Below are 21,982 nucleotides of genomic sequence, written 5' to 3'. Positions count from 1 at the left end.
GTGAGTGGAGGCACGCCGAGTCCTGCCAGGCGCGCCATGTAATTTTGGAATTTTTTAGAATTATTCTTTAGCATTATCCTATGTCTGAATATTTAAATGATGAATTTTATATGTCAGAGGCGCTTAAGCAAGCGCATAAGGCCTTTGAAAAAGACGAAGTGCCCGTAGGTTGTGTTATAGCGCACGAATCAAAGATAATCGCCCGAGCGCATAATCAGGTGGAAACCCTGAAAGACCCCACCGCTCACGCTGAAATGATAGCCATTACCCAGGCGGCGTCTTTTTTAGGCAGTAAATGGTTGCAAGACGTATCGGTCTATGTTACAATAGAACCTTGCCAGATGTGCGCCGGGGCATTAGTTCTTGCCCGTATCAAGAGGCTTGTTTTTGGCGCGGATGACCCAAAGACAGGCGCCTTTGGTTCTGTCTGCGATATCTTAAAATCAAAAAATATTAACCATACTTTTGATGTTTTCCGAGGCGTAAAATGCCGCGAAAGTTCTTTATTGATTTCCGAATTTTTTAAGAAAAAGCGTCAAATGCAATAGGATTTTGCTATGGAGGGGTACCCAAGCGGCTGAAGGGGCGGGTTTGCTAAACCTGTAGTAGGGTTTTTCACCCTAGCGAGAGTTCAAATCTCTCCCCCTCCGCCATAGTTTTTGTTTGGGTCTGACCGTTTGGCCGGCAGGTTGTTTTAAAAAAATAATTTTAAATAAAATACTGCAAAAGTTTTTTACCCGGTTTTAGGGCTATTATAATGTCATATATCGTTATTGCCAGAAAATGGCGCCCCCAGGTTTTTGATGAAATAGTCGGCCAGGGGCATATCACAACCACTCTTCAGAATGCCATAAAGCAGGACAGGGTAGCGCATGCCTATATCCTGTGCGGGCCAAGGGGTATCGGAAAAACCACCACCGCCCGTATATTTGCCAAGGCATTAAACTGCCAGAAAGGCCCAAGCCCTAATCCATGCAATCAATGCCCTTCCTGCAAGGACATAACAGCCTCAAAGAGCGTTGATGTCATAGAAATAGACGGCGCCTCAAACCGCGGCATAGAGGAAATACGTAATCTTCAGGAGAGCGTAAAATTCTCACCGCAAAGCGGAAGATACAAGATATACATTATTGACGAAGTGCATATGCTGACAACAGAGGCTTTTAATGCCCTGCTCAAGACGCTTGAAGAACCTCCCGCCCATGTAAAATTTATTTTTGCGACCACAGCCGCCCACAAGGTGATACCCACGGTATTGTCGCGCTGTCAGAGATTTAATTTTAAACGGCTATCAGCCAAAGATATATCCGAAAAGCTCAAGCAGATTGCCAAAAAAGAAAAGATAGCCATTGACGAGCAGGCCCTTACAGGTATAGTAAGGCAGGCAGGCGGCTCCATGAGAGACGCGGAATCCATAATGGACCAGCTGGCGACATACTGCAAAGACAAAATTACCATCCAGGATACCAATAGTATCCTTGGCCTTGTAAGCCGTGAAGGGTTGGAATTGTTTGCCGGTTATATCATTGGCAAAGACACCTCTTCGGCAATACGGTTTGTCAACAAGATAATAGACGAAGGCGCCGACCCCGATCAATTCTTATTAAGCCTTATAGAGTATTTCAGGAATGCCATGCTTATTATGGAAGGTGAAGGCCTGTATGCTTCTACTGACCTTGCCGAAGAAGAGATAAAGAGCATATCAGAACAGTTTAAAGGCCTTACAAGAGAAGACATTCTCTATATGCTTTACAGCATGATAAATACCGCCAATACTATGCGTTCATATCCTATGCCGAAAATAGCATTAGAGCTCATGGCGGTTAAATTAAGCAGAAAAGATTCCATAGTTTCATTAAACGAGATATTGCACAGGCTTCGCGGCCTTGAGAAAAAAAGCGAAATAGCGTTATCCGGCGGGCAAACTCCGACGGTAAAACCCGCTACTGCCGACTCCTGCGCTTCGGCGCCGGAATCTCCTAAGCCGGCTGTGCCGGACAGTCAGCCTGATATATCCGACGCCGAATCCAGGCCCGACCTTTACCGGATAAGAGAGGCATTACAGCAGGTCATAAAAAATATCCGGCAGGAAAAGATATACATAGCCTCATGCCTTGAAGAGGGCAAATTGACTGATTTCAAAAATAATACGGTAATATTTGTGTTTCCCAAGAAAAATACTTTTCACAAGGAAAGCCTTGAAAAGCCCCAGAACAGGGAGCTTATAGAATCTAATTTTTCAAAGGTTTTGTCGGCGAAGATAAAAGTGGAATTTATCCTTAACGCTGATAGCGATGACGCGGACGCGCAGGCGGGGCAAAAAGGCGCCGGAAAGACACTCAATCCCATGAAAAAGGCCCTGTCGGACCCTATCATAAAGAGCGCGCTTGATATATTTGACGGCAATATAATGAAATTTATGTAAAGCGCCGGCACGGCACAAGGCGCGCGCCGGCAGGGATTGGTCCGGCTTTGGGCAAAGGATATTGTGGAAAAATATACCAAATCAATGACAAAACTTATCAATGCCTTGAAGAAAATGCCCGGGGTAGGCCCAAAAAGCTCGGAGCGTATGGCATTTCATATATTGAGGCTTCCCCTTGAAGAGGCCAAGTCATTGGCTTACTCCATATTAAAGGTAAAAGAATCCATCAAGTTCTGCAAGATATGCGGAAACCTTAGCGAGGAGGACGCCTGCGCCATATGCGATAATCCTCAAAGAGATAAATCCATTATATGCGTCGTAGAACAGCCGACGGACATTATATCAATTGAAAAATCAGGATCATTCAACGGGGTCTACCATGTGCTCGGCGGTTCGCTGTCGCCATTAGACGGTGTCTGCCCTGAAAATCTAAGGATAAAGGAACTTTGCGCGCGCGTCAAATCTTCAAGGCCGGCAGAGATTATTATAGCCACCGATTCCGATTCTGAAGGAGAGACCACGGCGCTTTATCTGGCAAGGATACTGAAAAAAGAAAAGTTTAAGGTCACCAGAATAGCCTATGGCCTTCCGATGGGCTCAAACCTGGAATACGCCGATCAGCTCACCATGGCAAAGGCCATGAAAGGCAGGCAGGAATTTTAATAGTATTTATATTACAGCGCTCTTGCCCTGCCGAAGGCCGGGCAAGGCCTGTCAGGGGCCGGAAGGCAAGTTCTGATAAGTTTTGGCAAGTTTTGGCAAGAGCATTTACCTTGACACAAGGCCTGGTTTTTAGTATATTAAGTGGCAATTCCACATTTAAACTAAAAATAGGGTTTTTAAAACAGCCACAACAGAGGAGGCTTATATGCAGGAATACAGGTTTTTAAGTTCCGCTCGTTTAGTATTTAAGATACTAAGCTGGTTGTCGCTTGGAATAGGTATTGTTTCGTGTATCATAACTCTTATTTCAGGTTCTAACGCGCAGGCTGTGCAGGCGCTTGAGACAGCTCCCAGAGCGGCGGGCTTTGTGTTTTTGATAATGGGATGTATTTATTTTCTTGTCCTTTATACGATTTCCGAGATGATAAGGATACTTCTTGATATCAAAAAGTCTTGCTGTAAACAATCGGTTTAATCAAATTTAAATAGAAGGCAGGCATGATATGATAGAGATACGCTGGCATGGACGCGGCGGCCAAGGTGCAAAGACTGCGTCTCAATTTTTGGCAGAGGCCGCGCTTGAGGCCGGAAAACATATCCAGGCTTTTCCCGAATACGGGCCGGAAAGGGCTGGGGCTCCAATACGTTCATTTACGCGAATTGACGATAAGGCCATAACACTGCATTCGCCTGTTACCAATCCGGGCATGGTCGCGGTGATAGACCCGACACTTCTTGATTGTATTGACGTTACGGAAGGTTTAGGCGAAGACGGGGTGCTTATTGTCAATACCACGCAGACTCCCAAGGACATCAGGAAAAAGGTAAAATATACAAAGGGTAAGGTGGCGACAGTTGACGCTACCAAGATATCGCTTGAGACACTCGGCATTCCTATGCCCAATACCCCGATGCTTGGGGCATTACTCAAGGTAAAAGAGGTAGTATCTATAGACGCTTTGATCTGTCAGGTCCGGCAGAAATTTCTTAAAAAGATAGGCGATGAAAAAACAAACGCTAATATCAAAGGCATTAAACGTGCTTATGAGGAGGTAGAGATAGGATGAGCGCTAAAGGCTGGAAAGATATCCCCATAGGCGGTATGATAGATAAGGCCGGTTCTGCCAAAGAATATAAGACAGGCGCATGGAGGGCGTTTAAGCCGGTTATTGACAAGAAAAAATGTATTAACTGCCTCCAATGCTGGATATACTGCCCGGATTCAAGTATTATCGTAAAAGACCAGAAGATGGAAGGTTTTGACTATGACCACTGCAAAGGGTGCGGGATATGCGCTTCCATATGCCCCGCAAAATGCATAAAGATGGAGCAGGAACAGGCATGAATAAAAAAATTATACCATTAACAGGCGACCAGGCTGTAGCAGAGGCCATGCGCCAGATAGAACCGGATGTGGTAGCGGCGTATCCTATTACTCCGCAGACCGAAATAGTAATGACATTTTCACAGTTTGTGGCTGATGGAAGAGTAAAGACGGAAATGATACCCGTGGAATCGGAGCATAGCGCCATGAGCGCCTGCGTAGGTTCCGCGGCCGCCGGCGCGCGGACGATGACAGCCACCTCGGCCAACGGGCTTGCCCTCATGTGGGAGATAGTGTATATAGCCGCTTCCATGCGCCTTCCGATAGTGATGCCGGTAGTAAACAGGGCATTGTCAGGGCCTATCAACATACATTGCGACCATTCCGATACCATGGGCGCGCGCGATTCGGGCTGGATACAAATTTACGCCGAGAGCGGGCGCGAAGCGTATGAGCATGCCATATTGGCTGTCAGGATAGCCGAGCATAGCGGCATAAACCTGCCTGTCATGGTTTGCCAGGACGGTTTTATCACAAGCCATTCCGTAGAGGGCGTGGAATTGTTTGATGACGCGGCTGTAAAGAAATTTATAGGTGAATATAAGCCCAATATGACCACGCTTCTTGATGTTGACAATCCTGTAACCTATGGCCCTATAGATTTGCAGGATTTTTATTTTGAGCACAAGAGGCAGCAAACCGAGGCCATGAAAAACGCGATTGATATTATACCTGGAATTATGAATGAATTTAACAAGGCATTTTCCAGAGACCTTAAGATAGTTGAAGAATATATGATGGATGACGCGGAAGCGTCCATAGTAGTATTTAGCTCCACGGCCGGCACTGCTAAATTTGTCGTAGACAGCTTAAGGGCAAAAGGCGTTAAGGCGGGCCTTGTCAGGCCGTGCCTGTTCAGGCCTTTTCCGAAAGAATATATCATAAAGGCATTGTCAAAGGTGAAGATAGCCGCTGTTCTTGACAGGGCCGATTCTTTTTCAGGCTGCGGCGGGCCGGTGTTTTCCGAGATACGATCCGCCATGTATGAGGCGAAACAAAAGCCTGAATTGATAAACTACATATTCGGACTCGGAGGGCGCGACATATTCCCCAATGACATAGAAGCTGTTTACAAGGATATGTCGGGCATATTAAAAACAGGAAAGATATCTAACCGGGTAAACTATATTGGAGTAAGAGAATAATGGCTAATATTAAGGAGCTTTCAAAACTGCCCGAGCGTTTGGGCCCGGGGCATAGGTTGTGTTCAGGATGCGGCGCATCCATTGTGGCAAGGCAGGTATTATTGGGCGCGGGCAATTCGGCGCTTGTGGCAGGCTGTGCTACGGGATGTTTTGAGGTCGCGACCACGATATATCCTTATACGGCGTGGAAAGTGCCTTTTATACATAATGCCTTTGAGAATGCCGCCGCCACAATGAGCGGTGTTGAGACAGCCTACAGGTCGTTAAAAAAACAGGGCAAGATAAAAAAGGACATCAAATTTGTTACATTCGGCGGAGACGGAGGCACTTATGATATAGGGCTCCAGTCTCTTTCGGGCGCGCTTGAAAGAGGGCATAATTTTGTTTATGTTTGCTATGATAATGGTGCGTATATGAATACGGGAATACAGCGTTCGGGTGCTACGCCGACAGGGGCTTCTACTACAACAGCGCCCGCGGGAAAGGTAAGCAGCGGCAAGCCGCAGTTAAGGAAAGACCTGACTGCTATTGTGGCCGCGCACAGGATACCGTATGTGGCGCAATGCTCTATATCAAACTGGAATGACCTTGTTACCAAGTCCCAGAAGGCTTTTGATGCCAAGGGCCCGGCATTTTTGAATGTTATGGCGCTTTGCCACAGGGGCTGGAGATTTCCGCAGGAGAACGGAGTGGCTATAGCAAAGACGGCGGTTGATACCTGCTTCTGGCCGCTTTATGAGATAGAGAACGGCAAAAAATATAAAATAAATTATACTCCCAAGGAAAAGAAACCCATAACCGAATGGCTTAAATTGCAGGGCAGGTTTAAGCACCTGTTTAAGCCCGGTAATGAAGAGATCCTGAAATCTATTCAGCAGGATGTTGACGACGAGTGGGAATATCTGCTTAAGCGTTCCGCTCTTTAATTTTAAAAGGCCCGAAAAAGGCGCGGATCAAGGGCGTTTTTGACAGGCCTTACAAGAAATATCAAAAATGCGGCATTCCCTGGTAGCTCAGCTGGTAGAGCGCGTGGCTGTTAACCACTAGGTCGCAGGTTCGAGTCCTGCCCGGGGAGCCAATTACTTCTAATATCCGAACTTTTTCGGATATTGGGGACAAAGGCCCTCAATCTGAAAAAGGTTGAGGGCCTTTAATTTTAAAAGCATACATAACCACTTATCAAAATTATAGGAGCTATATGTCGATTCCTGATTATCAGACAATAATGCTGCCTCTATTACAATTTTTGTCAGATGGCAAAGTTTATAATACTCGAGAGCTAATTGAAGGTTTAGCGTTCAAATTTACTCTAACCAATGATGAACGAAAAGAACTATTGCCAAGTGGGCAGCAGCCAATTTTTGATAACCGTGTTGGCTGGGCGCGCACCTATCTTAAGAAGGCCGGACTTGTTGAGTCCGATAAACGTGGTACCCAAAAAATATCTTTGAAAGGCCTCGAGGTTTTAAAAAAGAAACCAAATCGAATCGATATTTCTTTCTTAGAACAGTTTCCTGAATTTATCGAATTCCGGACTCTGAGGAATGCCTCTGGCGAAGAAGAAGCGTTACTCGAACATCACGGAAATAAAACCCCCGAAGAACTCCTCGAAGCAAACTTTACTTCAATTCAATCGGATCTTGCCCATGACCTGTTGGATAAAATCAAGGATTGCACACCTGAATTCTTTGAGAAAATTGTAGTCGATTTAATAGTAGGAATGGGATATGGCGGTTCTCGTTTGGATGCCGGGAAAGCTGTTGGAAAAAGTGGCGACGGTGGAATTGACGGTATTATCAAAGAAGATCGTCTAGGGTTAGATACAATTTATATTCAAGCTAAGCGATGGGAAAGTTCGGTACCGCTTAAAGAAGTTAGAGATTTTACCGGGGCACTAATAGCTAAAGGCGCTCACAAAGGAATATTTGTAACAACATCGCAGTTTTCAAAAGATGCGTACGAACATGCTCATTCTGTTAAGCAACCCAAGATTGTTCTAATTGACGGAAAAGCCTTAGTCAGCTTAATGATTGAGCTTGGGATTGGCGTTTCGACACAGAAAACTTATAAAATATCAAAAATCGACTCTGATTATTTTGAAGAGTAGTTTTATCAGAATGGCTACCGTTTAGTATTAGCAGGCGTCCTATTTATTTACACCCTGCCAAATGGATATAAAAAATCTCTTATTTTAGCGCCCCGTTATATGTAGGATGTTACCAAATAGGACGTCTACAAGATACAGGGTGTAGTTGTAACCGTTATACCGAATCTTCAGGAGTAATTATGATAACGACGACAAGACAAGTTAAACCTTTTTTAAAATGGGCCGGAGGCAAAGGGCAATTAATCGACCAGATTGCTCCATATTTGCCTCCAGCGTTTAAGGCAGGGCGTATAAAAAAATATTTTGAGCCATTTTTAGGTGGTGGCGCCCTTTTCTTCTGGCTTTCAGAACACTATGATTTTGAGTTGGCCTATCTATATGAGATAAACCCATGCGTAAATACTTGTTATCAAGTTATCCAGAAAAACGTTGGAAAGCTAATCAAGGAATTAAATGACTTAGAAAAAGAGTATCTTACCGCGTCAGAAAAAAAGCGGGAAAAGTTGTATTATGACAAGCGTGAGGAGTTTAACGCGTTTTTGCGTCGAAAAGCACAACACAGCGTTGTCCGCCGCGCGGCTCTTTTAATCTTCCTAAATAAAACCTGTTTTAATGGACTATACCGCGTAAATTCACAAGGCGAGTTTAATGTGCCATTTGGACGATACAAGAACCCGACGGTTTGTAATGAAGAAAATCTTTATGCGGTAAACGATCTTCTGCAAAAAGCCGAGATATTTTGTGGAGATTTCGCAGAGTGTCTTAAGGATGCGGGCGATGGATCGTTTGTTTATTTTGACCCGCCATATCGCCCTATCAGCGCCACTGCGAGTTTTACGAGCTATTCAAAAATTGCTTTTGATGACCAAGAACAAAAACGCCTCAGAGACGTTTACGGGAAATTGGATACAAAAGGCGCGTCTGTCATGTTGAGCAATTCGGATCCCAAGAATAACGATTCCGATGATGACTTCTTTGATGATCTGTATCGGGGGTATCATATTGAACGCCTGAATGCAACACGACTTATAAATTGCAATGCTGAACGCAGAGGCTCGATAACCGAAATTTTGGTAATGAATTATTAATAGACCGTGAGAGGAGAATTTATATGAAGACAGGTGGTATCGGAGGAGCTAATACCCAGACGGGTTTGAATTTTGAGAAGAAGGTTGATTTCCAGAAACTTCTCGGAGCGATCACGGGATATGAAATAAAAAAGGTTTTCGGCAAGTCGGGGATAGGGGTATTTTTTGAAGGAAAACTGGTTGCAAGATGTTTCCGCAAACATGATTTTTATCAATACTTGTCGGAGGAAGGCGTTGAATGGAAAGGGCTCATCTCTAAGAAGCTTTTGCCGGATGACGCGTTACTTGTGATCGTAAGGGAAACCCTTTTCATTATTGAAGTTAAATATCAGCAGGTGGCTGGTTCGGTAGATGAGAAACTTCAGACTTGCGATTTTAAACGTAAACAGTATCTGAAGCTGGTATCGTCTTTAGGCTTAAAAGTCGAATATGTTTACGTGTTGAGCGATTGGTTTAAGAAACCGGAATATAAAGATGTCTTAGAATACATACACAGCGTTAATTGCCACTACAGATTTAATGAATTACCGCTGGCATGGCTGGGACTACCTGTAAGAAAAGCATAGTAGAGAAAGCTGTGAAGGATAATATTCAATGGAAGAAAAGTGTGTTAAGAATAATGCAGAGATTCAGACAACAACAGTATGGTCGTTTCCCAACCGTGGTAAATGGCTGACGCATAACGCGAAATACCGCGGGAATTGGGCCCCTCAAATCCCCAGTAATCTTATCCGTCTGTATTCCAAAGAAAACGATACGGTTTTAGACCCTATGGTTGGCAGTGGGACAACAATGATTGAAGCAAAATCATTGGGTCGGCGTGGTCTGGGATTCGACATCCACTCAGAGGTTGTTAAGCTGGCTCAGGAGTCATGTAAATTTAGCTGTGACAAATGTCATGAGCCGATTATAAAACAAGGCGATGCGCGTAACTTGAAAACAGTCGATGATGAAAGCGTTGACCTCATAGCAACTCATCCCCCGTATCTAAACATAATCAAATATGGCACAAAAACTGCCGATGGTGATCTCTCTGCTATAAGCAGTCTGCAAAAGTTCTGCGACGAGATTGAGGAAGTCGCCCGGGAATGCTATCGCGTATTAAAACCCGGGAAATACTGCGGCATCCTCATTGGTGATACGCGTCGACGCAGGCATTATGTACCGTTGGCATTTTCCGTTATGCAACGATTTCTAAAAGCAGGATTCATACTCAAAGAAGATGTCATTAAGGTTCAACATAACTGTTACACTACCCGGTACTGGAGCGCTCAGGATAAAGATTTTCTTTTAATTATGCACGAGCATTTGTTTATTTTTAGGAAGTTGGGGCAAGACGAGAATAAAACTATTTATAAAGACAGTATTTACTCGGCGACTAACAAAGAATTGTAAATATAGGAGTCATTATTTAAATGAACGGCGGATTATTCATCACATTGTATGACGATAGGACGTTGGCTCTGTATCTCAAGTATGGGATATATGGCTTTTTAATGCCACCGATTATGACTCCAAGCCCATCGCCTTATAGCAGGCATTATAATGTTTTAGCGGATTATGCCTGTAGTAGACAAGGCACACATATTTTCTTTTTTCTTAAACGGAGAATTATTTACGGCGGAGTTGTAAAAGGAAACGCAGAGATAGCTTCTTTTTATCTAAATGGGAAAACAAGTCCTCTCGGGCGGGTAGCTAACGCGGAATTATTTTGGGATGAAAGCCAGAGGTATATTCCAACCGAACAAGAAGGCATATTCAAAGTCAGAGGTAAAGACCGAGCGCAACCCTTTATTCTACAATTTGAGAAAAACGATATTGTTACGGGTAAGCAAATATCGTCGGATGATTTATATTTTGAATTAGGGAAATACCCTTATCCGTTGCCTTCAAATACAATCCAAGGAATGGGATTTTGCACCCTTACTCCCGGTGAATCTTCAATAGCATACAAACTTCTTTCCCAAAGTGAAATTAAATTTAATGTAGCATCCGATGAAACCATGATTGTTGGTCAACACCAACAGCTATTTGATTCGGCGCATTTACCTGAAGACAACGTATATCAGAATGAAGCTCATATAGAGTTCTCTCTGTTGGCTGATATCGCACCAATCAAGCATTTGTTCCCTAAAGATGATTATATTTTATGCAGGCAGGTGCCCATATCGCCTTTCAAACCAGCAAATATGGACAGAGCTGATATGTGTCTTTACGGGCTTTCCAATCGCCTCGGAGAAGGAACGATCCCTAATATTATCATTGAGCTTAAACGTGATCAGGCAAACTTTAACGCATATAACCAAGTTGTCCGGTATCTCCGGTGGCTAGAGAAAATTACAAGCAAAGAAGGCTTTGCAAAAATACAGGCGTATATTATCGCACCAAATTTTAGCATCAATAAAAAGAAAATTGACGCAAGATATATTGAGAAGATCAAGCTCTATTCAATCATGAGCAAAGATTTTCAGCAGATAACATAATACAAAGGCAATATGGAAAACAAATATTTTGAACATCCTGAATTGTTATCCCTGCCGGTAAAAAGAGCGGCTTATAGCGATAGGACGGCTTGGCTTATGGCCAAAATGTCGAAATTGGCATATTTACCTTTTGAAAAAGATGACACTGAGCTGAAGTCTGCGTTACTGGAAGCCGGCTTCTCATTGGTCAATACATTTAACCAAGATGGAACGCAGGCCTTTTTGGCAAAAAGGGATTCTGACAAGATGGCAGTTTTATCGTTCAGGGGCACGCAGACTGAAGGCTTAACTCTTGAAACGTTCTTTGATGTGTTTACCGATTTATACGCCACCATGAAGGTGGATCAGAACAATGTCAAAACTCACAAGGGTTTTCTCTCTGCTTTTCAAAAAATACAAGCAGATGTTACTCAGCAACTGCAGTCTTTGGCTGATTATGGATTGTATGTAACCGGTCATTCTCTTGGCGGAGCACTGGCTTTAATTGCGACGTCCGAAATAAATTCAGATAACTTGGGGGCGTGTTATACATTCGGAAGCCCTAAAGTTGGCAACGAAGAATTCGACGATAAGATAAAAGCCCCTATTTATCGGGTTATCAATTCTTTTGATGTCGTGCCTTTTTTACCATTTACGCCGATAATGTTGCCCTTGTTCTGGCTGATCAAAAAGAAGGCGAAAAACGATAAGATTAAAATCCTTGCTGAAAATTTCAGCGAATATCGGCATCATGGAGATATGCGGTTTCTAACAAATGGGTCAGTAAATGCCGAGGCAAAAGTATTGACTGAATACCCTGAGCCGAATCGGTCATTGAATTTGATCCGCCTGTCGTTTACGGTCGCAAAAGATATCGGCGTGCAACACCATTCGCTTGACGCTTATTGTGAGAAGTTAGCGGGCTGGGCGTTAAAAAGGAATGCTCAATGAAAGATTTGTTTTGGATACTATCGATTGAGGGTGGCGGAATACGTGGTGTTTTCGCGGCTCAAATATTAAAGCGTATTCAAGAAGAATTAAAAATTACATTTTCAGAGAGATTTGACATCATAGCAGGAACAAGTACGGGGTCAATTATTGCGGCCGGGTTAGCTGTCGATTACCCTATTGATAAGATTGTAAGTTTATATAGAACTAAAGGCGAAAAAATATTTACAAGAAATTATTCGGAAAAGTTTAACTGGTTCAATTGGAAGGGGTTATTTCAGAGCAAATACAGCAATCATTTTCTTAAACAAGAGCTATCTGCTGTATTCGGGGATAAGACTTTATCAGATACCAAAACGCGCTTAATAATTCCCGCGTCGGACATTTCAAACGGCAATGTGTTCGTTTTGAAATCAAATTACGATCAAAATTTTGTAAGGGATAAAGATACTAAATTATTTGACGCTGTTTTGGCATCTTGCTCTGCTCCGACCTTCTTTGATCCGCACCGCATAAAGGAGTACCTTCTTGCCGATGGTGGATTGTGGGCGAACAATCCCGCATTAGTGGCGTTGACAGAAGCCATGGGAAGGCGTTTTAAGATTCCACGAGAGAATATACGCATCCTATCAATAGGAACAGGCCGGGGTAAGAAGTACTATGATCCCAAAGATGCTGATAAATCATGGGGATTTAAGCAATGGGGTACAGGACTCATTAGTACGGTTATGAACCTGCAGTCAGTTAATGTAGAAAACATTGTAAGGTTCATGCTGGAAGATGAAAAGTTTTTTACAATAAACTTTGATACGGATTGCGATGTGGCTTTAGACGACGTTTGTTTTGTGGAAAACTTAATCGCCAGAGCCGACGAACGCTTTACATATCTATTTGAAAAGATAAAAAAATTCTTAACCGGAGGCTAATTATGGAGCTGACAGCATATTTTGATTATTTCCTTGAGCATGAAGTAAACCTGAATCAAGACAGGATTAATACGATTGATGAAAAGGTAGGCGTCATTGGCGATTTGATAAAGGCAGATGAAACCTTTAAGAAATATTTCCGTGATCTAATGCCGCAGGGTTCTTATGCCCAAAAGACTATAATTAAACCTCCGAAAGATAAAGATTTTGATGTTGATGTCCTTTTGCGTTTGCAAAGTAATGACAAATGGCAACCAAGCGATTATATCCAAAATCTTTTTGATGTGTTCTCGATTAACGATAAATACAAGAAGATCACCGCCATTAATACGAGATGCGTCACGCTTAATTATAAAGGCGACTTCCATATGGATATCGTTCCGTGTGTTCAGCTACAGGGAAAAATTTGTATTGCCAACAAGGATGATAACAAGTGGGAAGAAACAAACCCTGAGGCGTATACGCAATGGTTGATGAGTAAGAATTCATCGGCCAACGGTTACTTGATAAAGACGATACGTTTATTTAAATATTTGCGTGATATTAAAGAAAATTTCTCTGTTAAGTCAATACTGCTCAACACGTTGCTTGGAACCTGCATGAATGATTCGGAGACGCAGTCGAATTTCAAGAATCTTCCGACATCCTTTATTACAATTTTCCAGCGGTTAGATGTTTTTCTCCAAAGCAATGTAACGGTCCCAACAATCAGCAATCCTACCTTGGTGTCAGAGGATTTCAACAGGCATTGGGATCAGAAGAAATACTCAAATTTCAGAGAAAAGATTCATCTCTATTATGATAAAGCGAAGCTTGCCTATGATGAAGCTGATAGAGCCAATAGTATAAAGTTGTGGCAGGATGTTTTTGGTGACGCATTTCCCGCTTCAATAGAAGAAAATGGAAAAACAAAAGCATTTGGTATTTTATCCGGCAACTCTAGGCCATGGAGTTCTTAATGTGTGTTGGTTTCGAAGGAATGAACAATTTTATTCGAGAGAAGCTCATTCAGTCACAGAACATTTCCCGAAATTAATTTTCTATACACGCGGAGAGGATATCCTTGTTCTCAAAGGAGACATAGAGATTAAAGATGGTGCAGATATTCTCGATGTTTACCAAATTGAAATTAAATTTCCGAAAAGCTATCCGAGAGATATCCCGATATTAATAGAAGTTGGTGGAAGAATCCCTAGAATAGCGAATCGTCATGTCAATGACAAAACAGGCATCTGTTGTATCGGGCCTCGTCTCGAACAAAGGCAGAAGTGGTTGAAAGATTCGAGGATTTACGTTTATATTACAGATTTTGTTCTTCCTTTCTTGGCCAATCAGTCATATTACGAACGCGTGGGTGATTGGAAAAACGGCCAATATGATCATGGGGCTAAAGGGATTCTGACCTATTACTCAGAGGCTTTCGGAATATCCGACAGAAATTTATTAGAATTATTTTTGCAATCACTGTCAGAAAACCAGCGATTTGGCAGAAACGACCTTTGTTTATGCGGAAGTAGCAAAAAAGCAAAAAAATGCCATTTGGATTTGTTCGATAAGTTACGAACTAATGGGTGCCCAGAATTATTTAAGGAAGACCTCGAAAATTTAAAGAAGGATACAAAAGCACAGGGAGAAAGATCCTCATCTGCAGGAGTCGAAAAAATACAAGCCGGAGATATTTTATGAACTCAAGAGGAGTTATTTATGGCAATGGGCGATTTAATTGATGAATTGAGGCGTGTCGATTTTGAAAAACCAATCATCTTCATTAGTTACGCTGGCGAGGAACTGTCGTTAGCAGATTTTATTAGGGATATTATCCATCGTCTGACCGAATCCAAAATTGAAGCGTTCGTTGCCAAAAGAGATATCCCGCCCGGCGAAAACCCACTAAAAACAATGATGGAAGAAAAACTTAAACACGCTAAAGCGATAATCCCTATATGCTCTGTTAAATCAAAGATATCTTCGTGGGTTTGGTGGGAGTCAGCGGCAGTGTGGGCTAAGGACAAGAAAGTTTATCCCCTGTTTACGAATATTTCGGCAAGTGATTTTGGAGCGCCGTTAACATTAGTAAGTCAAGGAAAGGAATATTTTTCTCAGCGAGAGTTTATTGAGACGGTGCGGATGGTTTGCGGAGATCTGGGGATTTCGATTGCTGGCAGGGATTTAACCAAGGACGAGTGGGATGCACACGAAAAGCTAAAAGGTGAATACTCTAAACCAGAGACATCAACAAAGATCACGGCAGATTTCAAAAAACTTGAAATGACTCAGGACTTGCACAAATATTCGTTTGTTTTTGAAATTGAAAATAGAAGTTCCAGAAAATTTGAAGATGTCGACGTCGAGTTATATTTCCCAAAAGCTTATCTTGAAAAAACAGACTGGAACTACCCTCATTTAAGAGGGTCTGACTCACGCGACAAGCCGGGGTATCTCTGTCTAATTTTTTCGTTTTCGGGATTATCCGATACCGCTAAAAAACAATTTATGAGTGATCTATTGCCGGGTAAGAAGCTAAAGCTCTTCGGTGAAGATGGAATGACTAGACTTCATTATTTTATGGATCACGATCGGTGGGACAAGCGGTTCAAATATGATATACAATGGAAGGTGTATATCAATGGTGGAGCTCCCCAAGAAGGCAGTATTCCGTTAAACTCCGTTCAATACTTTTAGCCCCAGTAATAATGCTTTATCATCCCGCCCAGTCGTGATTCGCACTTAATCTTGCCAGTGTTGCTTCGCGGCTTATATTCAAGCGGCTCATTAGCCATCCCTGAATGCGGGCGTTTGGTGTTGTAATGCTCGACGTATTCTCGGATCAGGTATTTGAAATGTTCCTCGCCAAATACGAAAAAATGCTCCAGACATTCCCGCTTTATGGTTCCCACGAATCCCTCGGCGTATGGATTTAGATTCGGTGAGCGATAAGGAATGCGCTTGACCTTCGCATTAACCGACTTAAACAATTCGTCAAATTCCTTGGGGAATTTCGTGTCGCCGTCCCTGATGAGGAGCTTTTTGGTTTTATCCTGAAATATAAATGACACGCTCTTTGTGGCGTTGACAATCCAGTCTTTATTGGGCTTATCGGTCATACCGGCTATATGGACTTTCCGGGTGCGGATATTGATAAAGAATAAGACATGGAATAGCTTAGGACCCAATGCCGTCCAGATTGTCTTCGTGAAAAAGTCGCACGCCCAGAGTGTTTCAAAATGCCTTTTTATAAACGCGTCCCACGAGTCTTCCTTGCGCTTCGGGCTTGGGTCTATGCCGTTTTGAATAAGGATATTTTTTAGGGTATTGCGGGTAAAACGCAGGAGCCCGAGCTTCTTTAGCTCGCCCATTATTTTGCCATAGCCCCAGAGATGGTTTTCCTTGGCCATGCGGATAACAAGATCAATGATCTCTTGTGTGGTCTTTTTAGGTCTTCCGCGTTTGGGTGGGTTCTTACTGGTCACGCCGTCACCTACCCATCGCCTAAAGGTCGAATAGCCTACAATGGATATGACCTGTTTGATCTGGCCTCGTAAGGGCAGACCGTATTTGATAAGGCGTCTTTTCTCGGCCGGGGTGGTAGTTATCCTTTGCGGGAGCTTGGAGCGCAATATCTCGTTTTCGACCTTCATGAATTCGATCTGGCGGATTAGCTGGCCTTGGGTCATCTTGCCCAAGAGGCTCAAAAACTCTTGGAAAAGCGAGCCGTTTATGGTATAAGAATTGGTGTAGTTCACGATCTTTTTAGCCTCCTTTCGGTTAATGGTTCAAAACTCAGCCAAGCCTCTATTTTACAGCAGGTTACGGCAGGTTCCCACGAGTAGTTTTCAAGGTCTCATCTTTTCTGCACCCCTCTGGACACAAAATCCGGCAAATCAGGCAAATTCTCTTCAAAAATTCTTATTATTTTAAGGCAGTTTTAAGGCGTTTAGCGGGACACTTCGGCTAAGGCGTAAGGCCGGAGTCTGTCTTGGGCTGGTGTATTCCGAGGTAAAACGATGATTCTGGTGTGATTTCGTGAGGTTCGTTCGGTTCTAAAGCGCTTATAACGCCATAAAAGTCCGCAGTCGGACGTCTGCCCGGGGAGGGAGGCAATTTCTGCAACTTATTTTAAATAAATAAGTTAAATAAAGAGAGTCTGTCGTTATGCGATAGACTTTCTTTTTTTATTTGACATATTCGGATTGTTTGATAAAATAGTTATGAACAACAGTTCATAACAAGGGAGCCTATTTGTGAGGCCTAAAAAGACAAGATGGGTAAAATGTATTCCGGATGAGCGGTGTTTTAAGCCTCTTTGTAAGCCGATAAGCAAATGTGAAGGTGTTTACTTGTCTCTTGATGAATTTGAGGCTATTCGTCTTGCTTGTCTTGAAGAGCTAAAGCAAATTGATGCCGCAAAACTTATGAGGATATCGCATCCGACTTTCTCGCGGATTTTAACCTCTGCTCAACGCAAGATAGCTGACAGCTTAGTTAACATTAAAGCGATAAGGATTGAAGGGGGTTGCTGTAAAATCAAGAAAAGAAGCTAACAGGAAAAAAGCTGATAAAGGAAGAATAGTAAATGATAATAACTGATTTATTTATTGCAGGTATAAAAGCCGTAATAGAGTATACCTCTGTTCATGTGTTAACCTGTCTTGTTCCAGCTTTTTTCATTGCAGGCGCCATGTCAGTTTTGCTTCCGAAAGAAAAAATTATTCAATATCTCGGTCAGAAAGTCCCAAAGTATAAGGCCTATCCATTAGCAGTTATCGCAGGCCTGATGTTGGCAGTATGTTCTTGCACCATCTTGCCCTTGTTCGCAGGGATAAAAAAGAAAGGCGCAGGCATAGGTCCTGCTTTAGCTTTCTTATATACGGCCCCCGCAACTAATATAATGGCCATTCTTTTTACGGGAAGTGTTTTGGGATGGAGTTTTGCTTTAGCAAGAATAATCCTGTCTATTACTTTTTCCAGTCTAATTGGCATAATAATATCTACAATGTTTAAGGAAGAAGATACGGAAGAGGAGAAAAAAGTGGCTCTTGCTTTTGTTAGTGCTGAAGCCAAGGATACGAAAGAACTGTTTTTCTTCGAGAAGCACAGGTTAAACTTATTTTTTATTACACTCGTAGCTATTCTTATTGTAGGAACAAGGGTAAATGGGTACTTAAGATATGTTGGAATATCAGGTTTGATAATTATCTTGGCGATATTGACTAAATTATTCTTTACCAAAGAGGAAACTAAAGCCTGGCTTTCTGAAACATGGTTTTTCGCAAAGAAGATATTTCCACTCCTCTTAGTCGGTATTTTTGTTGCAGGAGCCTTAACAACGCTCTTGCCTCAGAATTTTCTTACAACCTTTATGGGTAAGAACACGCTGTCTGCCAACCTTATTGCTGTATTATTCGGAGTGTTTATGTATTTTCCTACCCTGGTTGAAGTTCCTATGGCAAAAATGTTTTTAGGCCTTGGAATGGCGAAAGGCCCCCTATTGGCATATCTGCTTGCAGACCCTGTCATCTCATTTGCCAGCATCCTTGTGGTGAGAAAATTCATAGGCAATAAGAGAACGCTTGCATATGTGGGCTTAATTATAGTATTCACGACCATTTCAGGATTGATATATGGTGCAATAGTCCGTTGAGAGGAAGGTAGAAAATGAAAATAGAAGTTTTAGGTCCTGGTTGTCCAAAGTGCGCAAACACAGAGGCAAACGTTAAAAAGGCTTTGGCTGAATTAAACAAAACAGCCGAGGTTGTCAAAGTTACCGATATTGATACTATGATTGATAGGGGTATCGTGCAGACTCCCGCGCTTATCATTGACGGAAAGATAATCATGCAGGGGAAAATTCCTTCAGTTGAGCAGATAAAACAATTTATTCAGAAGACATTAAAATGAACAAATCCGAGAATTGGCAGGGCATTCCCAGAGAAGATATTCCTTGGTATCCCACGGTTGACTTGAAGAAGTGCGCTGGTTGTAAGGAATGTTTCAATTTTTGTAGCCACGGAGTGTATGCTTGGGATAAAGAGAAGAATAATCCAAAGGTGGTAGGGCCGTATTCCTGCGTGGTGGGATGCAGCAGTTGCATGGGGATGTGCCCACAAGAAGCTATATCATTTCCACCTTTAACTATTTTGAAGAATCTAAAGAAAAGCCAACATGAGAAAGATAGAGAATGAAGAAAAACATTCTGATAACCTGCATAATCACGATTTCAGTAATTGCCATGTTTGTTTTAAAAGGTGCGCCACAGGCAAAAGCCGCAGAGTCCAAATCTTCTACCAATTCAGCGAACAAGGTTATGGTCTATTATTTTCACGGAACGTTTCGTTGCTACACGTGCATGAATATGGAGAAATATTCTAGGGAGGCGATTGAGACGAATTTTAAAGACGCGCTCCAATCGGGAAGACTTACGTTTCAAGTAGTCAATGTTGAAGAGCGCGGCAACGAACATTTTGCAAACGATTATCAGTTGTATGCCAAATCGCTTATCTTATCTCTTATTAAAAACAGCAAAGAAGTTAAGACAAAAAATCTGGACAAGATTTGGGAGTATGCCCACAATAAGTCAAGATTCATTGATTATGTAACGGCTGAGACAAGCGCATTTCTCAAGGACTCTTAATAATGGACATATGGGCGGCTTTTGGTTCAGCGTTGTGGCTTGGGATACTGACTTCAATCAGCCCTTGTCCTTTGGCTACGAATATAGCAGCTGTTTCTTTCCTCTCTAAGAAAATAGCGCACCCAGCAATGGTGCTTATTTCAGGGCTTGCTTATACGATTGGGAGGATGGTAGCTTATGTTTTACTTAGCTGGTTTATTATCAGTTCATTTTTAGGCATACCGCAGGTCGCGCAATTTTTACAGAAATACATGGCAATAGCATTGGGGCCGTTTTTGATTGTCGCGGGTTTATTTTTATTAGAAGTATTTACTATAAAATTTCCCAATATAACACTGTCCCAAAGGTATCAGAACAAACTTGTCGAATCCGGAGCGCCAGGCGCCTTACTTTTAGGTTTTATCTTCGCTTTGGCATTTTGTCCGGTTTCTGCGGCATTATTTTTTGGTAGCCTAATACCTTTAGCGTTGAATAGCAAATCCGGAACACTGTTGTCGCTTATCTACGGAATTGGGACAGGGCTTCCGGTATTACTATTTGCAGTGGTGATTGCTCTTGGAATTGCATCATTGAGTTATTGGTTTCAACGAATAACTAAACTTGAATACTATACTCGCAGAATTACCGGAATTATTTTTATCTTCGTTGGATTGTATCATTTGGGAATCTACATTTTAAAACTATTTTAAGACGGATAGTGGAAATAGAAAAAAAATAATATATTAGCAGGCGTCCTATTTAGCTACACCCTGCTAAATGGATATAAAGAACTTCTTATTTTTTGGCACCCCGTTATATGTAGGGTGTTACCAGATAGGACGTCTACAAGATAATAGATAACTGGCTGTCGCTAAGAAGTTTATGGAAGTCGTAGCATTCAAATACGACATGGCCGATTTTAACAAGAGGATAAAATACTTCTTTGAACGCCATGACGGCGCATAATCTAAGTAAACGCAATGAATACGAAAATATGCTTTATCCGCCATGCCGAAAGTGAATCAAACGCTGGGGGCAGGACATCTGATCCGGCGACTATACCGCTGTCTAAGCAAGGAATAGCTCAGGCAGAGGCGCTGGCTTTGACTCTATCGGACAAACCCGCTCTCGCGGTGACATCCCGTTATATCAGGACGAAACAAACGGCATTGCCTGTTATCAAGAAGTTTAAAGACGTTTTGCAAGAGGAATGGGATGTCCATGAGTTTACTTATTTATCGCCTGCGAAATGCGAGAATACCATATCAGCAGACCGGCTTCCTATGGTGCATGCATATTGGCAAAAGTGCGATCCTTTTTATTGTGACGGTTTAGGCGCTGAAAGTTTTGTTGATTTTTTGGGCCGGGCCCGGCGCGCAATTGAGAAACTAAAACGCCTTAATCATAAAAATGTTGCCATATTCAGTCATGAGCAGTTTATCAAAGCCGTTATATGGCTTATGGGTTCAGGCCGTAATCCTATTGACTCCGAGAAAATGAAGGCTTTTAAGCAGGTTTTGCTTATTGACCGTATCCCGAATTGCGGAAAGGTTACAATTTTTTTATAATCGCTTATAGTTATTAATCAGGCTAAATGGAAAAAATGATTGTTGAAAATTGCCGGGTAGAGTATAATATATTTCAAACTTTACAGCTGTTAAAAAAAGGAGGGGATATGTCTATAATATCCGAGTTTAAGGAATTTGCCGTCAAGGGAAATGCCATAGACATGGCCGTGGGTATTATCGTAGGCGCTGCTTTTGGTAAGATAGTTAATTCTCTTGTCAATGACGTTATTATGCCGCCCATAGGCCTGCTCCTGGGCGGGACGGATTTTAGCAACCTAAAGCTGGTGCTAAAAGCGGCAACGATTGATAAGCCGGAGGTTATTTTAGGATACGGGCTTTTTATTAATAATCTGGTTAATTTTATTATAGTGGCTTTTTCCATATTTTTAGTGGTAAAAGGTATAAATACACTGAAGAAGGGCCTTCCCGTAGATAAAAAATAATAATCCGGTTTTTATCACAAGCCGCGAAAAGAGTTTTTAAAAAAAACAGGCAAAGCATAGCCAATGATGTATATTGGCATAAGCTTGGTAACGTATAATGTTCTCTGTAAATTCAGCTTGAAATACCAATAAAAAAGGGTGTATCCTTTCATTGTTAGAAGTAAAAGCTTTCAAGAATAGCCTTGAAGCTTAAACATGAAAGGAGGAACACCC

Annotated in this window: 25 protein-coding genes, 2 tRNA genes and 1 pseudogene; 27 read left to right on the top strand and 1 reads right to left on the bottom strand. The window is 42.2% G+C overall.

Translation table 11 applies throughout. From position 1 onward, the window contains the following. Window positions 1-80: 80 nt before the first annotated feature. The 20 genes from tadA to PHV77_05785 all read left to right on the top strand — a co-directional run bounded on the left by tadA (window position 81) and on the right by PHV77_05785 (window position 15,830). Entirely contained in the window at window positions 81-548 is a 468-nt protein-coding gene (tadA, locus tag PHV77_05880) for a tRNA adenosine(34) deaminase TadA (GenBank protein MDD5504815.1), read from the top strand. An 11-nt stretch (window positions 549-559) separates the two neighbouring features. Beyond that, window positions 560-653, top strand: a tRNA-Ser gene (locus PHV77_05875). A gap of 104 nt (window positions 654-757) precedes the next feature. Continuing rightward, window positions 758-2,425, top strand: coding sequence for a DNA polymerase III subunit gamma/tau (gene dnaX, locus PHV77_05870; GenBank protein MDD5504814.1), 1,668 nt, complete (start codon window positions 758-760; stop codon window positions 2,423-2,425). 63 nt (window positions 2,426-2,488) lie between these two features. Next, window positions 2,489-3,088, top strand: a complete 600-nt coding sequence (gene recR / locus PHV77_05865) for a recombination mediator RecR (protein ID MDD5504813.1) — start codon at window positions 2,489-2,491, stop codon at window positions 3,086-3,088. A gap of 205 nt (window positions 3,089-3,293) precedes the next feature. Then, window positions 3,294-3,563: a hypothetical protein gene (locus tag PHV77_05860; protein ID MDD5504812.1), complete on the top strand. Its 270-nt coding sequence runs from the start codon at window positions 3,294-3,296 to the stop codon at window positions 3,561-3,563. A gap of 28 nt (window positions 3,564-3,591) precedes the next feature. Further along, a complete protein-coding gene (locus tag PHV77_05855; protein ID MDD5504811.1) occupies window positions 3,592-4,155 on the top strand; it encodes a 2-oxoacid:acceptor oxidoreductase family protein in 564 nt (187 codons plus the stop codon). Beyond that, entirely contained in the window at window positions 4,152-4,433 is a 282-nt protein-coding gene (locus PHV77_05850; protein ID MDD5504810.1) for a 4Fe-4S binding protein, read from the top strand. The genes PHV77_05855 and PHV77_05850 overlap by 4 nt, the downstream gene beginning before the upstream one ends. Further along, a complete protein-coding gene (gene porA / locus PHV77_05845; protein ID MDD5504809.1) occupies window positions 4,430-5,617 on the top strand; it encodes a pyruvate ferredoxin oxidoreductase in 1,188 nt (395 codons plus the stop codon). The genes PHV77_05850 and porA overlap by 4 nt, the downstream gene beginning before the upstream one ends. Continuing rightward, complete coding sequence (locus tag PHV77_05840) at window positions 5,617-6,543, top strand: thiamine pyrophosphate-dependent enzyme (protein MDD5504808.1); 927 nt, start codon at window positions 5,617-5,619, stop codon at window positions 6,541-6,543. The genes porA and PHV77_05840 overlap by 1 nt, the downstream gene beginning before the upstream one ends. Before the next feature lie 76 nt (window positions 6,544-6,619). Beyond that, window positions 6,620-6,695: transfer RNA gene (locus PHV77_05835), tRNA-Asn, on the top strand. 120 nt (window positions 6,696-6,815) lie between these two features. Next, window positions 6,816-7,724, top strand: a complete 909-nt coding sequence (locus tag PHV77_05830) for a restriction endonuclease (GenBank protein MDD5504807.1) — start codon at window positions 6,816-6,818, stop codon at window positions 7,722-7,724. Window positions 7,725-7,903: 179 nt separating this feature from the next. Continuing rightward, window positions 7,904-8,812, top strand: a complete 909-nt coding sequence (locus PHV77_05825; protein MDD5504806.1) for a DNA adenine methylase — start codon at window positions 7,904-7,906, stop codon at window positions 8,810-8,812. Between the two features lie 23 nt (window positions 8,813-8,835). Next, window positions 8,836-9,378 carry a hypothetical protein gene (locus PHV77_05820; protein MDD5504805.1) on the top strand — a complete coding sequence of 181 codons (543 nt, stop codon included), beginning with the start codon at window positions 8,836-8,838 and terminating at the stop codon, window positions 9,376-9,378. A gap of 28 nt (window positions 9,379-9,406) precedes the next feature. Continuing rightward, window positions 9,407-10,207, top strand: coding sequence for a DNA methyltransferase (locus PHV77_05815; GenBank protein ID MDD5504804.1), 801 nt, complete (start codon window positions 9,407-9,409; stop codon window positions 10,205-10,207). A gap of 20 nt (window positions 10,208-10,227) precedes the next feature. Then, complete coding sequence (locus PHV77_05810; protein MDD5504803.1) at window positions 10,228-11,295, top strand: hypothetical protein; 1,068 nt, start codon at window positions 10,228-10,230, stop codon at window positions 11,293-11,295. 12 nt (window positions 11,296-11,307) lie between these two features. Beyond that, window positions 11,308-12,225: a lipase family protein gene (locus PHV77_05805; GenBank protein MDD5504802.1), complete on the top strand. Its 918-nt coding sequence runs from the start codon at window positions 11,308-11,310 to the stop codon at window positions 12,223-12,225. Next, window positions 12,222-13,148, top strand: coding sequence for a CBASS cGAMP-activated phospholipase (locus PHV77_05800; protein ID MDD5504801.1), 927 nt, complete (start codon window positions 12,222-12,224; stop codon window positions 13,146-13,148). The genes PHV77_05805 and PHV77_05800 overlap by 4 nt, the downstream gene beginning before the upstream one ends. A gap of 2 nt (window positions 13,149-13,150) precedes the next feature. Beyond that, window positions 13,151-14,107 (top strand): hypothetical protein, encoded by a 957-nt coding sequence (locus tag PHV77_05795; protein ID MDD5504800.1) that lies wholly within the window; start codon window positions 13,151-13,153, stop codon window positions 14,105-14,107. Continuing rightward, entirely contained in the window at window positions 14,049-14,834 is a 786-nt protein-coding gene (locus tag PHV77_05790; protein ID MDD5504799.1) for an SEC-C domain-containing protein, read from the top strand. The genes PHV77_05795 and PHV77_05790 overlap by 59 nt, the downstream gene beginning before the upstream one ends. 18 nt (window positions 14,835-14,852) lie before the next feature. Continuing rightward, the gene (locus PHV77_05785; protein MDD5504798.1) at window positions 14,853-15,830 is read left to right on the top strand and encodes a toll/interleukin-1 receptor domain-containing protein; all 978 of its coding nucleotides are present in this window, start codon (window positions 14,853-14,855) and stop codon (window positions 15,828-15,830) included. Here the strand turns inward: PHV77_05785 and PHV77_05780 are convergent. Further along, window positions 15,827-16,891 carry an integrase core domain-containing protein gene (locus tag PHV77_05780; GenBank protein ID MDD5504797.1) on the bottom strand — a complete coding sequence of 355 codons (1,065 nt, stop codon included), beginning with the start codon at window positions 16,889-16,891 and terminating at the stop codon, window positions 15,827-15,829. The two genes, PHV77_05785 and PHV77_05780, sit on opposite strands and share 4 nt — an antisense overlap. 498 nt (window positions 16,892-17,389) lie before the next feature. Here PHV77_05780 and PHV77_05775 point away from each other — a divergent pair, with 498 nt between their 5' ends. The 7 genes and pseudogenes from PHV77_05775 (at window position 17,390) to mscL (ending at window position 21,745) form a co-directional block, all read left to right on the top strand. Beyond that, window positions 17,390-17,689, top strand: a complete 300-nt coding sequence (locus PHV77_05775) for a DUF134 domain-containing protein (protein ID MDD5504796.1) — start codon at window positions 17,390-17,392, stop codon at window positions 17,687-17,689. Between the two features lie 32 nt (window positions 17,690-17,721). Further along, window positions 17,722-18,789, top strand: a complete 1,068-nt coding sequence (locus tag PHV77_05770; protein ID MDD5504795.1) for a permease — start codon at window positions 17,722-17,724, stop codon at window positions 18,787-18,789. Window positions 18,790-18,803: 14 nt separating this feature from the next. Then, complete coding sequence (locus PHV77_05765; GenBank protein ID MDD5504794.1) at window positions 18,804-19,046, top strand: thioredoxin family protein; 243 nt, start codon at window positions 18,804-18,806, stop codon at window positions 19,044-19,046. A gap of 280 nt (window positions 19,047-19,326) precedes the next feature. Then, window positions 19,327-19,779 (top strand): nitrophenyl compound nitroreductase subunit ArsF family protein, encoded by a 453-nt coding sequence (locus tag PHV77_05760; GenBank protein MDD5504793.1) that lies wholly within the window; start codon window positions 19,327-19,329, stop codon window positions 19,777-19,779. A 2-nt stretch (window positions 19,780-19,781) separates the two neighbouring features. After that, window positions 19,782-20,468, top strand: a complete 687-nt coding sequence (locus tag PHV77_05755; protein MDD5504792.1) for an aromatic aminobenezylarsenical efflux permease ArsG family transporter — start codon at window positions 19,782-19,784, stop codon at window positions 20,466-20,468. Between the two features lie 270 nt (window positions 20,469-20,738). Next, window positions 20,739-21,326: a phosphoglycerate mutase family protein gene (locus tag PHV77_05750; GenBank protein ID MDD5504791.1), complete on the top strand. Its 588-nt coding sequence runs from the start codon at window positions 20,739-20,741 to the stop codon at window positions 21,324-21,326. Between the two features lie 107 nt (window positions 21,327-21,433). After that, window positions 21,434-21,745, top strand: a pseudogene (mscL, locus tag PHV77_05745) (large-conductance mechanosensitive channel protein MscL). Window positions 21,746-21,982 lie beyond the last annotated feature (237 nt).

It is taken from the genome of Candidatus Omnitrophota bacterium (assembly GCA_028716165.1).
GTDB lineage: Bacteria > Omnitrophota > Gorgyraeia > JABMRG01 > JABMRG01 > JAQUQI01.
This window is presented reverse-complemented; position numbering and strand designations above follow the sequence as displayed.

What these genes read in the sequence shown, in the direction of transcription:
- PHV77_05765 (MDD5504794.1), top strand. Translation starts at nt 18,804, where the DNA reads ATGAAAATAGAAGTTTTAGGTCCTGGTTGTCCAAAGTGCGCAAACACA.
- PHV77_05785 (MDD5504798.1), top strand. Translation starts at nt 14,853, where the DNA reads ATGGCAATGGGCGATTTAATTGATGAATTGAGGCGTGTCGATTTTGAA.
- PHV77_05855 (MDD5504811.1), top strand. Translation starts at nt 3,592, where the DNA reads ATGATAGAGATACGCTGGCATGGACGCGGCGGCCAAGGTGCAAAGACT.
- PHV77_05830 (MDD5504807.1), top strand. Translation starts at nt 6,816, where the DNA reads ATGTCGATTCCTGATTATCAGACAATAATGCTGCCTCTATTACAATTT.
- PHV77_05770 (MDD5504795.1), top strand. Translation starts at nt 17,722, where the DNA reads ATGATAATAACTGATTTATTTATTGCAGGTATAAAAGCCGTAATAGAG.
- PHV77_05750 (MDD5504791.1), top strand. Translation starts at nt 20,739, where the DNA reads ATGAATACGAAAATATGCTTTATCCGCCATGCCGAAAGTGAATCAAAC.
- PHV77_05815 (MDD5504804.1), top strand. Translation starts at nt 9,407, where the DNA reads ATGGAAGAAAAGTGTGTTAAGAATAATGCAGAGATTCAGACAACAACA.
- PHV77_05800 (MDD5504801.1), top strand. Translation starts at nt 12,222, where the DNA reads ATGAAAGATTTGTTTTGGATACTATCGATTGAGGGTGGCGGAATACGT.
- tadA (MDD5504815.1), top strand. Translation starts at nt 81, where the DNA reads ATGTCTGAATATTTAAATGATGAATTTTATATGTCAGAGGCGCTTAAG.
- porA (MDD5504809.1), top strand. Translation starts at nt 4,430, where the DNA reads ATGAATAAAAAAATTATACCATTAACAGGCGACCAGGCTGTAGCAGAG.
- PHV77_05755 (MDD5504792.1), top strand. Translation starts at nt 19,782, where the DNA reads ATGGACATATGGGCGGCTTTTGGTTCAGCGTTGTGGCTTGGGATACTG.
- PHV77_05825 (MDD5504806.1), top strand. Translation starts at nt 7,904, where the DNA reads ATGATAACGACGACAAGACAAGTTAAACCTTTTTTAAAATGGGCCGGA.
- dnaX (MDD5504814.1), top strand. Translation starts at nt 758, where the DNA reads ATGTCATATATCGTTATTGCCAGAAAATGGCGCCCCCAGGTTTTTGAT.
- PHV77_05820 (MDD5504805.1), top strand. Translation starts at nt 8,836, where the DNA reads ATGAAGACAGGTGGTATCGGAGGAGCTAATACCCAGACGGGTTTGAAT.
- PHV77_05840 (MDD5504808.1), top strand. Translation starts at nt 5,617, where the DNA reads ATGGCTAATATTAAGGAGCTTTCAAAACTGCCCGAGCGTTTGGGCCCG.
- PHV77_05850 (MDD5504810.1), top strand. Translation starts at nt 4,152, where the DNA reads ATGAGCGCTAAAGGCTGGAAAGATATCCCCATAGGCGGTATGATAGAT.
- PHV77_05810 (MDD5504803.1), top strand. Translation starts at nt 10,228, where the DNA reads ATGAACGGCGGATTATTCATCACATTGTATGACGATAGGACGTTGGCT.
- PHV77_05805 (MDD5504802.1), top strand. Translation starts at nt 11,308, where the DNA reads ATGGAAAACAAATATTTTGAACATCCTGAATTGTTATCCCTGCCGGTA.
- PHV77_05760 (MDD5504793.1), top strand. Translation starts at nt 19,327, where the DNA reads ATGAAGAAAAACATTCTGATAACCTGCATAATCACGATTTCAGTAATT.
- PHV77_05790 (MDD5504799.1), top strand. Translation starts at nt 14,049, where the DNA reads ATGGAAAAACAAAAGCATTTGGTATTTTATCCGGCAACTCTAGGCCAT.
- PHV77_05860 (MDD5504812.1), top strand. Translation starts at nt 3,294, where the DNA reads ATGCAGGAATACAGGTTTTTAAGTTCCGCTCGTTTAGTATTTAAGATA.
- PHV77_05795 (MDD5504800.1), top strand. Translation starts at nt 13,151, where the DNA reads ATGGAGCTGACAGCATATTTTGATTATTTCCTTGAGCATGAAGTAAAC.